Here is a 13,338-nt window from a genome sequence, read left to right on the forward strand (position 1 = left end):
GCAGGTATTTGGCGTCGTCACGAGGGTGGCGGCGATCGGGAGGATCCATGGACGAGCAGCAGGCGAAACCGGACAGCGACGGCGGGACGCCGCACGCTGCGCGGACGCCCGCGAGCAGCGCCGGGCCTCAGAACGATCAGGGATACGAGCCGCCACCGCCGCCCGCACCGGGTGCCCTGTGGGCGCCGGCCGGCAAGGCCTCGGCCAGCGTCAGCGCGCCGCCCGCATCTCCTGCCACTCCCGCCGCCTCGGCGAGCGTCAGCGTGCCTTCGGCGTCCGTGAGCTCTCCTCCCGCGTCCGCCGGCTCGAGCGGCGGCGCCGCCCGGCCGGTCTCCGTTCCGCCCGGCGCCAACGCCGCCCGCGCCACCGTGCCCGGCTCGATCGATCCGGCCGGCGCCCGCGCCGCCACCTGGCCCAGCGGCCAGGCCAAGGTCTACGGCGCCCGCAGCACGGACCGGTCCGCCGACAAGCCGGCCACCGATGACAAGCCGGCCGCCGTCGTCGATGACAAGCCGGTCGCGACCGCAGGCGCCGAGAAGGCCGCCGAAAAGGCCGCCGAGGCGGACAAGCCGGCGGCCCCGGCCAAGCCGAAGGACGCCGACAAGCCGGCCGCCGTCAGCTGGATGAGCGTCGCCGAGAAGCGTGGCCAGGCCGCGGCCGCCTCGCCGGAACCGGAACCGGATCTGCCCGAGCCCTCGACCCCGGAGCCGCCGAAGCCCGCGCCGGCCAAGCCCGAGCCGACCCGGCCCGAGCCCGCGCCGCTGCCCACACCGACTCCCACCCCGCCGCCGACACCCGCGCCGAGCCCGGCCCGGCCCGGCCCCGTGCCCCCGGGCCCCGGACCCAGCCCCGTGCCGCCCGGCCCCGGGCCCAGTCCCGTGCCGCCGGGACCCGGCCCGTCGCCCGTGCCGCCCGGCCCGGGTCCAGACCCCGTGCCGCCGGGGCCCGGCCCCTCGCCCGTGCCCGGCCCGCCGCCGGCCCCGTTCCCCGGTCCGCCGGTGATCCCCGCGGCCGGCGCCGGCCTGCCGGCGTACACGATGCCGCCCTGGTCCGGTTCCGCCGCCGCGGGCGGACCCATCAATGTGGGCGGCGCGGCCCAGCACGACCACCAGCCCCGCAGCGGTTCGACTCCCTACGGGGTAGGCGCATCGGGCGGTGCCGGGCAGCCGTTCGGCGGATCGGCCGCACAGGTCAGTAGCGCGCCGACGCGGCCGACGACCTATGGGTCGGGATCCGGACAGCAGCCGGCCGCCGTGCCGCAGCAGCGGATGCAGGGCACCGTCTACGGCGGCCTCGCCGACTACGCGCCGCCGGACATGACCATGCCCGTGAGCACCAACCCGGTCGAGAATTCCGGCTCGCTGACCGGCCACATCCTGGCCCAGGGCTGGCGTGACGGGCCCGACACGCAGCGGCAGAGCAACGTCAAGGTGATCGTCGCGATGCTCGTCGTGCTGCTCATCCTGGTCGGCGTGAGCCTGGCCTTCCTGTTCACCGTCGGCGACGCCTTCAGCGACATGATCGGTGGCGTTTTCAAGGATTAGGTTGTCGGAAGCCGCACCTCCCCCTAAGCTGGCGAGGTTGCGCCGAAGGGTGAGCCTGCCCACTACCGGCGCGGAATGCGGGCGATGTCGACCACGTTGGCCCGTACACTGATGGAAGTAATTGACCTGGCGTGCCCTCATGGGGCACGCCACGGGCGTTCTTGCGGTCATTTCAGCGGCCGGCTGTTCGTAGCCGCGGCGGGCCATTCGCGAGCATGCGCCCCCGTAGAGAGGTTCTCTTGACCACTTTCGCTGACCCCAGCACGTTCCCGTCCGTCTTCGAAGTCCCCGCCGAGTCCGGCGAAACCCCCCGCACCGACGCCATCGAGGCCGCGCAGGAGACCCCCGCCGCCGTCGAGGTGGAGCTGGCCGAGACGGCCGTCGTTCCGACCTTCGCCGAGCTGGGTCTCCCCGCCGAGCTCGTCCGCGTGCTCAGCCGCGAGGGCATCAACACCCCGTTCGAGATCCAGGCCGCCACCATGCCCGACGCCCTCGCGGGCCGGGACGTGCTCGGCCGCGGCCAGACCGGCTCCGGCAAGACGCTGGCGTTCGGCCTGCCGCTGCTCGCCCGGGTCGCACAGGGCGGCCGCGCGCTGCCGCACCAGCCGAAGGCCCTGATCCTGGTGCCGACCCGCGAGCTGGCCATGCAGGTCGCCGACGCGCTGATGCCGCTCGGTCGCTCCGTCGGCGTCTTCCTGAAGACCGCCGTCGGCGGCGTGCCCTACGACCGGCAGATGGACGCGCTGCGGCGCGGCGTCGAGGTCATCGTGGCCACCCCGGGCCGCCTCGGCGACCTGATCGAGCGCGGCGCCTGCAAGCTGGACGCCGTCGAGGTCACCGTCCTGGACGAGGCCGACCAGATGGCCGACATGGGCTTCCTGCCCGAGGTCACCGAGCTGCTGTCCAAGACCCCGGCCGACGCGCAGCGCCTGCTCTTCTCGGCCACGCTCGACGGTGACGTCGACGCGCTGGTCAAGCGGTTCATGAACGACCCGGTCACGCACTCGACCGCGCCGGCCGAGGCGAGCGTGTCCACGATGGAGCACCACATGCTCCTGATCCCGCCGCACGACAAGTTCCCGATCACCGCCTCGATCGCCAACCGGGAGGGCAAGACGATCGTCTTCGCCCGCACCCAGATGGGCGTCGACCGGCTGGTCGACCAGCTCGCGGCGGTCGGCGTCCGGGCCGGCGCGCTGCACGGCGGCAAGACCCAGCGGGTCCGCACCCGCACGCTCGCCGAGTTCAAGGAAGGCCGGACGAACGTGCTGGTCGCCACGGACGTCGCGGCCCGCGGCATCCACGTCGACGGCATCTCGCTGGTCATGCACGTCGACCCGCCGAAGGACCCGAAGGACTACCTGCACCGCGCCGGCCGTACGGCCCGCGCGGGCGAGTCCGGCGCGGTCGTGACGCTGGTGCTCCCGAAGCAGCGCCGCACCACGGCCTCGATGATGCTGAAGGCGGGCGTCACGCCGGCCGAGCTTCGCGTGCGCCTGGGCGACGAGCAGCTCGCCAAGGTCACCGGTGCCCGTGAGCCCAGCGGTGTCCCGGTGCGGATCGAGCCCGAGCCGCGCGAGCGTGGCGACCGGCCGCGCCGCTTCGGCGACCGCCCGCAGCGCGGTGGCTACGGCGACCGCCCCCGCACCGGTGGCTACGGCGACCGCCCGCAGCGCACCGGCGAGCAGCGCTCGTTCGGCGACCGCCCCCGCAGCTCCTTCGGCGGTGGCGAGCGCAGCTACGGCGACCGCCCGCGCGGCGGCGACCAGCGTTCGTTCGGCGACCGCCCGGCGCGCAGCTACGGCGACCGCCCGACCGGCGACCGCGCCTACAGCGACCGCCCCACCGGCGACCGTGGCTACGGCGACCGCCCCACCGGCGGCGGCGACCGCTCCTACGGCGACCGGCCTGCCGGCGGCGGCGACCGTTCCTACGGCGACCGGCCTGCCGGCGGCGGCGACCGTTCCTACGGCGACCGTCCCACCGGCGGGGGCGGCCGCCCCACCGGCGGCGGCGACCAGCGTTCGTTCGGCGACCGCCCGGCGCGCAACTACGGCGAGCGGCCCGGTGGCTTCCGGCGCGAGGGCGGCCGCAACGACCGCTACTCGACCGGTCGTCCGGCACACACCCACTGATCGACGCCTGTTAGACGAGGCCCCCGGCGCTCCCCCGCCGGGGGCCTTCGGCGTTTCACCGGCCCGGCCGGTCAGACCTGGTCGCGGATCCAGGCGACGCAGGCCTTGTCGACGGTCGCGAAGGGCTTGCCGAACGCCTCCTGGGAGGCGGGCTCGAGGTCGCGGTCCTCCCGCAGGTAGAGCCGGACGAAGTCGAAGAGCGCGCGCTGGCCGTACTTGCGGGCCATGCAGTCGGCGGCGAAGTGGCCCAGCCCGTAGAAGGCGTCGCTGGTGTCCGGGCTGGCGTCGCCGGCGAGGGCGCGGGCCGCGATGGACTTGGGCCGCTTGCCGCTCTGCACCACCGCGCGCACGCTCGAGCGCCGCCAGCTCGCGGTCGCGGGCTTGGGGTACCAGCCGATGTACTCGGCGATGCCCTCCTCCAGCCACATGTCGCCGCCGTCGCCGGAGCGCGCGGCGCCGCCGAGCGTCACGACGTGGCCCAGCTCGTGCTGGATCGTGCTCGCCATGACCGTCTTGTCGTTCTTCACCTGGGCGACGTTGACCACCACGTCGCTGCCCGCCTCGTTGAGCGGCATCGCGTAGGCGATCACCCAGTCGTCGTCGACGCCGCCGTACCAGCTCTTCCACTGCTTCGCGCCGGCCAGGTAGATGCGGTACTTCTTCTGCGGGTTGCCGACCATGCCCGCGAAGCGGTCGTTGACGGCCGCGGCCTTCTCGGCGACCGGCATGATCAGCTTGAAGTACTTCCGCTCGCTGCTGCCGGCGATCAGCGTCACCCGCTTGCCCTGCTGGAAGAACAGTTCGCCGGACTCCCACGGGGTCGGCTGCTGCTCCTCGCGGCTCTTCTTCACGCTTGCCGCGGTGATCAGCCACTTGCCGTTGACGGACTTGAAGGTCAGCTCCTGCTTGATCCAGGGCTGGCCCTCGGACTCCGCCTCCGGGCATCGGTCCGTGCTGAAGCAGTACTCGGCATGCGCGGTCAGGGCGATCGTGCCGTTCTTACCGCTCTTCGGGCTCGAGCCCGTGTGGTATTCGAAGCGGCTGACGCCCAGGGCCCGCAGCGACTTGTACATCGAGTGGTACTTCGTGCGCAGCTTGGACTGGCTCGGGTCCAGGGCGGCGATCCAGCCCTTCTCCTCGCCGCGCAGCAGGGCCGCCGACTGGGCCTCCAGCGTGGCGTTGGCCGCGTCGTACGGCGTCAGCGGCAGCGCGTTGGCCTTCGGCTTGTCCGTGGCCTCCGCGCGCTCGGCCAGCGCGTCACGGGCGGCGACGACGTAGACGAAGCCGGCACCGACGCAGAGCACCGCGACGAGCGCCAGCACGCCGCCGACTAGCAGGGCGGTGCGTCCTCGGCGTGGGGGCGGCGGGGGCAGCTGCATGCCGGGCATCAGGACGAGCGGCGGCAGCTGGCCGTACTCGACGGGCATGCGCTGGTGCGGGATCAGCGGGCCGGGTGGGACGGCCGGGAACTCCTGGGGGGCTGGGTATTCTTCGGCGTCGCGCACTGTGCTCCTTGAGCCCGAAGCGAACCCGAGTCCCGTTCGCTACCGCTTCGATTTTGGCAGGTCTACGCTCCCCGCGCTGCCCCCGATCACGAGCCCTGCCACCGGCCCGTCGCCAGGAAGGCGTCGAGGACGGCGCGGTACGGCTCGAGGTCCAGGCCCTGCCGCGCCACCCAGGCATCCGAGTAGTACGTGTCCGCGTACCGCTCGCCGCCGTCGCAGATCAGCGTGACCACCGATCCCGTACGCCCGGCGGCCAGCATCTCGGCGATCAGGGCGAACGCGCCCCACAGGTTCGTACCGGTGGAGCCGCCGACGCGACGGCCGAGCACCGCCGAGCCGGACCGCATGGCCGCCAGGGACGCCGCGTCGGGCACCGCCATCATCCGGTCCACGACCGCGGGCTGGAAGGACGCCTCGACCCGGGGCCGGCCGATGCCCTCTATCCGCGAGCCCCGGCCGGTCGAGAGCGTCCAGTCGCGGGCCACGTAGGCGGGCCAGAACGCCGAGCCCTCCGGGTCGACGACGCAGAGCCGGGTGGGGTAGCGCCGGTAGCGGGTGAACCGCCCGATGGTCGCGCTGGTGCCGCCGGTGCCGGCCCCGACGACGATCCACGCCGGTACGGGATGCCGCTCGAGTGCCAGCTGCGCGTAGATGGACTCCGCGATGTTGTTGTTGCCCCGCCAGTCGGTGGCCCGCTCGGCGTGGGTGAACTGGTCCATGAAGTGCCCGCCGAGGTCGGCGGCGAGGGTGCGCGCCGTGGCGACGACGGCCGTCGGGTCGTCAACCAGGTGGCACTTGCCGCCCTGGAACTCGATCAGCGAGATCTTCTCCGGCGACGTGCTCGCCGGCATGACCGCGATGAACTCGAGCCCGAGCATCCTGGCGAAGTAGGCCTCGCTGACCGCCGTCGACCCGGAGGACGCCTCGACGATCGGGGTGTTCGGGCCGATCCAGCCGTTGCAGAGGGCGTACAGGAAGAGCGAGCGGGCCAGGCGGTGCTTGAGTGACCCGGTGGGGTGTGAGGACTCGTCCTTGAGGTAGAGGTCGATCCCCCAGGACCGCGGCAGCGGAAACGGCAGCAGGTGGGTGTCGGCCGAGCGGTTGGCGTCGGCCTCCACCAGCGCGACGGCGTCGCGCTCCCATTCGCGGGCTGCGTCGTCGCAGCGGTCGAGCTGTTCCATGGTTCAACCTACCGCTGGATCGAGGCCGGGCTGCGGCCGGTTCTCCCACTTTGTGGAGAGCGCGATCGCCGTGCGGGTCGAGGCGACCCCCGGCGTGCGGTTGATCCGGACGATCAGCTGCTCGAGTTTGGCGATGGTGCCCACCCGGACCGTGAGCTGGTACGACTCGACGCCTGCCATGAAATAGCAGGATTCGATCTCGGGCATCACCCGCAGCGCGGCGAGCACGTCGTCGGTGTCGGCGCCGGAGTCCTCGACGATGCCGATGAGCGCGGTCACGCCGAGCCCGATCGCGTCATGATCGATCTCGGCGCGATATGCCCGAATCGTTCCGCCAGCCTCCAGCTTGCCGACCCGCTCGTGCACCGCGGGTGCCGAGAGGCCCACCTGCCGGGCGAGTTCGGCGTACGACGAGCGGGCGTTGTCCCGCAGCAGGTCGATCAGGCGCAGGTCGATGGCGTCCATGGGTTCAGAGGTTAGTGCGACACGTCCGGGTATCTCACGCCCGGTAGCGAGCGCGGATGCCATGACGGGGGCAAGGATAATGGTCAACGTCGCAATCGGGGCTTTTTCCGCATTTCAACGACTTGCTGTTTTTGGCGATGCTCTAATGGCACTACGTCCCGATCGAGCACGCCGACACTCACCGTGACCACCGGCGCTCCAACACGACGCGAGGAGAGGGCCGTGGACACAGGAGATCGACTGCTTACGCCTGGGGAGGTGGCCGCGCTGTTCCGGGTGGATCCGAAGACGGTCACACGCTGGGCGGCCGCCGGACGTATCGGCAGCATCCGCACTCCGGGTGGACACCGCCGGTTCCGTGAGTCAGAGGTCCGTGCGCTGCTCGAGGGCGACGGAGTGGTCGAGGAAATGCGCGAGGACGACGCCGCGAACCGACCGCGCAACGGTGGCCCGGCGAACCCGGGCTCCAGTTACGGACCGCCGAACGGACTGCGCTGAAGCTTCGCATAGGGCATTAATACCCCATTTAAGGCAGCTAGTCCTGGCGTCCGGACCCGAGATCACCGGTCCAGCGGGTAAAAAGCTCGTGGGGTACGCCGAGAGCGTCGAGTACCTTGCCCGCCACGAAGTCCACCAACTGCCCCGCGGTCGCCCGCGCACCGGCACCGTAGAAGCCCGGGCTCGCGGGCAGGACCACCGCCCCGGCGTCGTGCAGGGCGATCAGATGCTCGAGATGGCTACGGGTCACCGGCGTCTCGCGGGGCACGATCACCGTTCGCCGGCGCTCCTTGAGGTTGACCTCGGCGGCCCGCTGGAGCAGATCCTTGGAGAGCCCGATCGCGATGCCCGCGCAGGCGGCCGTGCTGGCGGGCACGACCGCCATGCCCCGCGCCGGATACGAGCCGCTGCTCGGCCCGGCCGCGAGGTCACCGACGGGCCAGTAGGCCAGGTCGTCCAGATCCCGGCCCAGCCAGGCCGCGACGTCGTCCTTCCAGTGCGCGTCCCGGACGGTCGCGCCCGTCTCGTCCAGCAGGGTCAGCCGGGCGGCCCTGGAGACAATCAGGTCCACCGGCTCGCCGGCGTCCAGCAGCGCGCGGATGAGGGCCCTCGCATAGGGCGTGCCGGAGGCTCCCGAGACGCCGACGATCCAGGGGTTCCGCATCTCGGCCTAGCCCAGGAGCAGATCTAGGACGGCGAAGGCGAACAGCGCGATGCCCACGAAGCCGTTCGCGGTGAAGAACGCCCGGTTGACCTTGGAGAGGTCGTCGGGGGTGACGACGACGTGCTGATAGCCGAACGCCACCGCGGTCAGCGCCAGCCCCACCCACCAGAGCCAGCCGAGGCCGACAAGCTGTCCGAACCAGACGAAGAGGGCGAACGTCACCACGTGGGTCGCGGTCGAGATGTGCAGCGCGGTGCGGACCCCGAAGCGGGCCGGCGTCGAGTGCACGCCAATCCGCCGGTCGACCTCGACGTCCTGGCAGGCGTAGATGATGTCGAAGCCGCCGATCCAGAGCCCGACCGCGACGCCGAGCACCCACGCCGGTCCGGACCCGGCGAACGTGCCGGTGATCGCGAGCCAGGCGCCGACCGGCGCCACGGCCTGCGCGAGCGCCAGCACGTAGTGCGGGAAGTTCGTGAACCGCTTCGCATAGGGGTAGACGATCAGCGGGATCACCGCGAGCGGCGACAGCACCAGGCAGAGCCAGTTGAGCAGGCCCGCGGCCAGGAACAGCACGACGAGGGAGACGGCCGCGCCGGTCCAGGCCGTGCGGACGCTCACCGCGCCGGTGACCAGCTCGCGATTGGCGGTACGCGGATTCTGCGCGTCGATCCGGCGGTCCAGGATCCGGTTGGCCGCCATGGCGAACGTGCGACCGGACACCATCGCGATCGTGATCAGCAACAGGTCGACCCAGTGCACCCCCGTGCCCTCGCGGTCCATCGCGACAAGCGCGGACAGGTACGCGAAGGGCAGCGCGAAGACGGAGTGCTCGATGGCCACCAGGCGCAGGAAGGCCTTGACCCGGCCCGGCTGCTCGGGTGCGGACGCGACGGCGGTCACGAGATCCCGTACTCCTTCCAGCGCTTGTCCACGAGGGCGGTCACCTCCGGTGCCATGGTCATCTCTTCCGGCCAGCCCCGGGTGTAGCCCTCCGCAGGCAGCTTACGGGTGGCGTCCAGGCCCGCCTTTCCGCCCCAGAACTGCTGGTAGGAGGCGTGGTCGAGGTGATCGACGGGCCCCTGGGTGACCAGCAGGTCGCGGTCGTAGTCGACGTTGCCGAACGCCCGGAAGGCGACCTCGTGGTAGTCGTGCACGTCGCAGTCCTCGTCGACGACCACGATCAGCTTGGTGAGCGACATCAGGTGCGCGCCCCAGATCGCGTTCATGATCTTCTGCGCGTGCTTCGGGTACCGCTTGCGGATCGAGACGATCACGCAGTTGTGGAAGACGCCCGCGGCCGGCATGTCGTAGTCGACGATGTCCGGGATCAGCATCTTGAGCAGCGGCCGGAAGATCCGCTCGGTGGCCTTGCCCAGGCCGTGATCCTCCTGCGGCGGCTTCGACGTGACGATCGAGTGGTAGATCGGCTGCTTGCGCATCGTCATGCACTCGATGTGCAGCACCGGGAAGGGCTCGACCGGTGTGTAGAAGCCGGTGTGGTCCCCGAACGGCCCCTCGGGCACCCGCTCGCCCGGCTCGAGGTAGCCCTCGAGGACGACCTGCGCCTGCGCCGGTACCTGCAACGGCACGGTCAGGCAGTCGACCATCTCGACCCGTTCGCCGCGCAGGAAGCCCGCGAACAGGTACTCGTCGATGTCGCCCGGCAGCGGGGCGCTGGCCGCGTAGCTGACCACCGGGTCGCAGCCGATCGCGATCGCGACGGGCAGCCGCTCGCCGCGCCGCTCGGCGACCGCGTGGTGCGCGGTCGAGTCCTTGTGGATCTGCCAGTGCATGCCGAGCGTGTTCTTCGAGTGCTGCTGCAGCCGGTAGAGGCCGAGGTTGCGCTTGCCGGTCTCCGGGTGCTTGGTGTGCGTCAGCCCGTAGTTGTGGAAGATGCCGCCGTCACCGGGCCAGACCCGCAGGCCGGGCAGCTTGTTCAGGTCGACCTCGTCGCCCTTGAGCACGACCTCCTGGCAGGGCGCGCTCTTGACCTTGCGGGGCGGTACCGACTTGAGCTGGAGCACCTTGCCGATGCCCTCGCGGATGCCGGACCAGCCGACCGGCAGCTCGGGCTGGATCAGCGAGCCGATCCGGTCGCCGACCTCGTCGAGCGAGTCGACGCCGAGCGCCATGGCCATCCGCTTCTCCGTGCCGAAGAGGTTGACGACGATCGGCATCTCGCCGCGGGTCGGGCGCTCGAAGAGCAGGGCCGGCCCGCCGGCGCGGACGGTGCGGGTGACCACCTCGCTGATCTCCAGCGTCGGATCGACCGGCACGCCGACCCGGCGCAGCTCGCCGGCCTGCTCCAGGGCGGTGATGAAGCCTTGCAGGTCGTGGTACGGAAAGCCCTTCGAAGCCATGAGCCCAGTCTCGCACCACGGAACGGGCAGTGATCACCGGGCGGGAACCGTCACCGGAAGATCTGCTCCGGCGTTGAGCCAGCGATTCGTTATCCGGGGTGGGCAGGGGCGAGGTGGGCGACGTGAATTTCCGGTCCGTGGCGCGATGGAGCGCCCTCGGTGGCCTGGTCACGGCCCTCGCCCTGGCCGCGCCGGCCGCGTCGCACCGCCGCTACCTGCTGCCGGCGTGCCCGGAGGGTGCGGCGTCCACCACACCGCCGACCGGACCCGCCGGCCGGGACGCGCCCGGCGCCTGCCGGGCGACCGGGCCGATCCTGGAGTCCGCGGTGCGGCTCGACCTGATGCGCGGTGCCACCACCCCGAGCGGCTACCACCACCTGGGCGCGGGCACCGCCGGCGAGTGGCGCGGCGTCTCCGGCCGCATCTCGATCGTGGACGGTGGCGTCCGGCCGAACACGTACGACTTCGTGGCCGGCCGCTTCATGGTCAAGCGCGACATGGGCGGCGGCAGCATCGCCTGGCTGGAGGCCGGCTGGGCCGAGACCGGCTGGGCGGGCGCCGGACGGCAGCACATCTACACGTTCAACACCAACACGAAGACCTGGCAGTTCTACGACCAGTACCAGCTCAGGCCGGGCGACCGGGCCTGGCTGGACCTGCACACGGACTCGGACAACGTGTGGCAGGCGTGGCTCTGGTGGAACGACCGCTGGAACCTGCTCACCGCGCAGCGGCTGCCGATCGGCGCGAGCGCGTACGTCGAGCAGTACGTGGAGGTGCACGTCGACTCGAGCCGGGCGGCGCGGCTGCCGGTTCCGCCGGTGACCGTGGACAACGTGCAGCTGCGCGCGCCGGGTGACGGCTCGCCGCGCTACTGGCGCGAGGACGTCGACACCCAGATCGGCGGCACGGCACAGCAGCGCTCCGCGGGCTTCTGCCTGGACTGGCTGACCCAGTACGACACCTGGCGGGCCGGTGACTGCCCGGGCGGCGCCGGCGGCAGCCTCGGTGACGGCCTCGCCACCGACCTGGTGGCCGAGCCGGCGCCGGCGACCTCCGGCAGCGCGGACGTGGTGGGTGAACCGGAGCCGGCGGCCTCCGCCGACGCGGACGTCGTGGGAGAGCCGGAGCCGGCGACCTCCCCCAGCCCGAACGTCGTCGGGAACCTCCTCGGCCCCGTGCTGGGCGGCTGAGCGACACTCTGCGTATCGGGCGGAGAGTCGGGGATACGACACTCGGGCGCTCTCGTCATGCCTACCGGAAATTTTCCGCAACGGTCTCACTTCAAGAACGGAATACATCACTCTGAGTGATGTTGAGCCGCACTATTAGGTATTAGATCTTCATAAGGACTATACCGTTCAAAGCGGACTTTCCCGCTCCACCCTCGGAGGACCCGAAACAGCAAGGCATTCATGCGCTCAAGGTTTCGGACGGGAACGCGGAATCAATAACGCCGGTCATTGTGGATACCGAGAGATCTGCATTTATTGGCGATCGTCCCGGCTGACGGCGCGACCAATACGGATCGGCGACGACAGCGCTTCGGCAATTGATCTCGAATCACTCCCTTGATCGGGCAGCCCAGATCAAGGGAAATGGCTACCCGTCCGGACCCGCCGGACCTCGGCCGAGTGATCACTCATCGGCCGGTTTCCCAGCGTTTCGCAATTGATGATCTTCGTGGTCACCAATGCCCAGGTCGGGACGGTAGATACAGCACGGTGTTTCCTGATGTTGCGCAGGGGTAGCGCCCGCCGCGACCTGCAAGCACCCTCTCCGTACGGCGACCCGGACAGATGGCGCACGTTCCATCGCTGGTCTTGGAGCACGATCCGGGCGACCGGTACGGTTGTCACGCGGAGGTCCTAGAATTTCCGCCCGATGTTGCGTCTGGTTGGTCTCGGGCCGATATCGGATCAGCAGGACCCGGGAAGCGGCTATGGTGGCGGTCTTTCCGGAAGCGATTGAGGGGCCGGCGACGCGTTCAACGACGCGACTCCGGCCCCTTCGTCGATTCCCCGGTGGACCTACCCGCGGGTAACGATTTCGGTAAACAAACTTCACCGCGACCCGTACGTGCAACTTGCATCTACTGGCCACCCTTCGGATCCTCGCATTACGACGACGGAGAGTGGTGGAATACCTCGACACCCTGGGGCACAATCAATCTCGACGATGCGATCTGCCCACCATCAGGCCGCATCACTCCCCACGCGCCAGGCCCGAGACCACACCATTCGAACCACCTGCCGAAAGAGGCTCATCGGTGACTTGTAGTTACATTGACAAACGACCGGCGCCGCGATCCGGACGGCGGGCATGATGACCCGCGCAGCCGACGGACCGGGCGGGACCCGCGGCGGCCGGCACCGGGCCGAGTGCGCCTCCACCACCACCGGACCGCAGACCGATCCGCCCGGCACGACGGGGCGCCCGTCGAACGCCGCCCTCGCCCGCGAGCACGAGCTGGCGCGGATGCGGGCCAAGCTGATGGACCCGGAGACCGCGGCCCGGGAGTTGGCCGAGCGGCTGACGTTCGCGCACGTGAACGCGGGCAAGCCAGCGCTGGGCGCGCTGGGCGAGGCCGTGCACTACAGCAAGGCGACGCTGTCCAAGGTGTTCGCCGGCAAGATGGTGCCGTCCTGGCCGCTCGTCGAGAACCTGGCCGTCGCGCTACGGGTGCCGCCGCAGACCGTCGTGCAGGAGTGGCTGCATCTCTGGACCGCCGCCAACACCCTGCGCCGCGGCACGGACGCTCCCGGCACCGCGGAGGCCGAGTCCACCCGGACCGGCTACACCTGCCCGAAATGCGGGAGCTGGGTGGTCGACACGGCCCTGCACACCGGATGGCACATGCAGATCGAACCGTCCGGCCGCGCGGCGCCAGCGAGCGAGTCGATCGGCGGCTGGAACGCGCAGTCCCGCGAGATCAGCCTGATCCAGGAGGCGCTGGCGCCCGACGGCGAGTGAACCGGCCCGG

The 13,338-nt window shown here is 71.0% G+C and carries 11 protein-coding genes; 5 read left to right on the top strand and 6 right to left on the bottom strand.

What is annotated here, in order from left to right; all coding sequences use genetic code 11:
* Positions 1-47: 47 nt before the first annotated feature.
* On the top strand, positions 48-1,544 hold the full coding sequence (locus BJ971_RS37850; protein ID WP_184998092.1) for a hypothetical protein: 1,497 nt from the start codon (positions 48-50) through the stop codon (positions 1,542-1,544).
* A 239-nt stretch (positions 1,545-1,783) separates the two neighbouring features.
* Positions 1,784-3,679 carry a DEAD/DEAH box helicase gene (locus tag BJ971_RS37855; protein WP_239087575.1) on the top strand — a complete coding sequence of 632 codons (1,896 nt, stop codon included), beginning with the start codon at positions 1,784-1,786 and terminating at the stop codon, positions 3,677-3,679.
* Positions 3,680-3,750: 71 nt separating this feature from the next.
* Here BJ971_RS37855 and BJ971_RS37860 read toward each other — a convergent pair whose 3' ends face one another.
* From BJ971_RS37860 to BJ971_RS37870, 3 genes are all read right to left on the bottom strand, one after another.
* Positions 3,751-5,184 (bottom strand): hypothetical protein, encoded by a 1,434-nt coding sequence (locus BJ971_RS37860; protein ID WP_184998094.1) that lies wholly within the window; start codon positions 5,182-5,184, stop codon positions 3,751-3,753.
* Between the two features lie 86 nt (positions 5,185-5,270).
* The gene (cds1, locus tag BJ971_RS37865) at positions 5,271-6,365 is read right to left on the bottom strand and encodes an L-cysteine desulfhydrase Cds1 (RefSeq protein ID WP_184998095.1); all 1,095 of its coding nucleotides are present in this window, start codon (positions 6,363-6,365) and stop codon (positions 5,271-5,273) included.
* Positions 6,366-6,368: 3 nt separating this feature from the next.
* Positions 6,369-6,830 (bottom strand): Lrp/AsnC family transcriptional regulator, encoded by a 462-nt coding sequence (locus BJ971_RS37870; protein WP_184998096.1) that lies wholly within the window; start codon positions 6,828-6,830, stop codon positions 6,369-6,371.
* 222 nt (positions 6,831-7,052) lie between these two features.
* Here BJ971_RS37870 and BJ971_RS37875 point away from each other — a divergent pair, with 222 nt between their 5' ends.
* A complete protein-coding gene (locus BJ971_RS37875) occupies positions 7,053-7,328 on the top strand; it encodes a BldC family transcriptional regulator (RefSeq protein WP_184998097.1) in 276 nt (91 codons plus the stop codon).
* Positions 7,329-7,365: 37 nt separating this feature from the next.
* Here BJ971_RS37875 and BJ971_RS37880 read toward each other — a convergent pair whose 3' ends face one another.
* From BJ971_RS37880 to BJ971_RS37890, 3 genes are read right to left on the bottom strand one after another with little or no spacing between them, the layout of a single operon-like run.
* Positions 7,366-7,992, bottom strand: a complete 627-nt coding sequence (locus BJ971_RS37880; protein WP_184998098.1) for a UbiX family flavin prenyltransferase — start codon at positions 7,990-7,992, stop codon at positions 7,366-7,368.
* Between the two features lie 6 nt (positions 7,993-7,998).
* Entirely contained in the window at positions 7,999-8,895 is an 897-nt protein-coding gene (mqnP, locus tag BJ971_RS37885) for a menaquinone biosynthesis prenyltransferase MqnP (RefSeq protein WP_184998099.1), read from the bottom strand.
* A complete protein-coding gene (locus BJ971_RS37890; RefSeq protein WP_184998100.1) occupies positions 8,892-10,355 on the bottom strand; it encodes a menaquinone biosynthesis decarboxylase in 1,464 nt (487 codons plus the stop codon). Before BJ971_RS37890 ends, mqnP begins: the two co-directional genes overlap by 4 nt.
* A 122-nt stretch (positions 10,356-10,477) precedes the next feature.
* Here BJ971_RS37890 and BJ971_RS37895 point away from each other — a divergent pair, with 122 nt between their 5' ends.
* Both BJ971_RS37895 and BJ971_RS37900 read left to right on the top strand, forming a co-directional pair.
* Positions 10,478-11,548, top strand: coding sequence for a hypothetical protein (locus BJ971_RS37895; RefSeq protein ID WP_239087574.1), 1,071 nt, complete (start codon positions 10,478-10,480; stop codon positions 11,546-11,548).
* 1,129 nt (positions 11,549-12,677) lie between these two features.
* Positions 12,678-13,328 (top strand): helix-turn-helix domain-containing protein, encoded by a 651-nt coding sequence (locus BJ971_RS37900; RefSeq protein WP_184998101.1) that lies wholly within the window; start codon positions 12,678-12,680, stop codon positions 13,326-13,328.
* Positions 13,329-13,338: the final 10 nt, after the last annotated feature.

Origin of the sequence: Amorphoplanes digitatis (assembly GCF_014205335.1) — a bacterium.
In the GTDB taxonomy this organism is placed as follows: Bacteria; Actinomycetota; Actinomycetes; order Mycobacteriales; family Micromonosporaceae; genus Actinoplanes; species Actinoplanes digitatus.

Coding starts and splice junctions, on each gene's coding strand:
- BJ971_RS37900 (WP_184998101.1), top strand. CDS start 12,678: ATGATGACCCGCGCAGCCGACGGACCGGGCGGGACCCGCGGCGGCCGG.
- cds1 (WP_184998095.1), bottom strand. CDS start 6,365: ATGGAACAGCTCGACCGCTGCGACGACGCAGCCCGCGAATGGGAGCGC.
- BJ971_RS37870 (WP_184998096.1), bottom strand. CDS start 6,830: ATGGACGCCATCGACCTGCGCCTGATCGACCTGCTGCGGGACAACGCC.
- BJ971_RS37850 (WP_184998092.1), top strand. CDS start 48: ATGGACGAGCAGCAGGCGAAACCGGACAGCGACGGCGGGACGCCGCAC.
- BJ971_RS37890 (WP_184998100.1), bottom strand. CDS start 10,355: ATGGCTTCGAAGGGCTTTCCGTACCACGACCTGCAAGGCTTCATCACC.
- BJ971_RS37880 (WP_184998098.1), bottom strand. CDS start 7,992: ATGCGGAACCCCTGGATCGTCGGCGTCTCGGGAGCCTCCGGCACGCCC.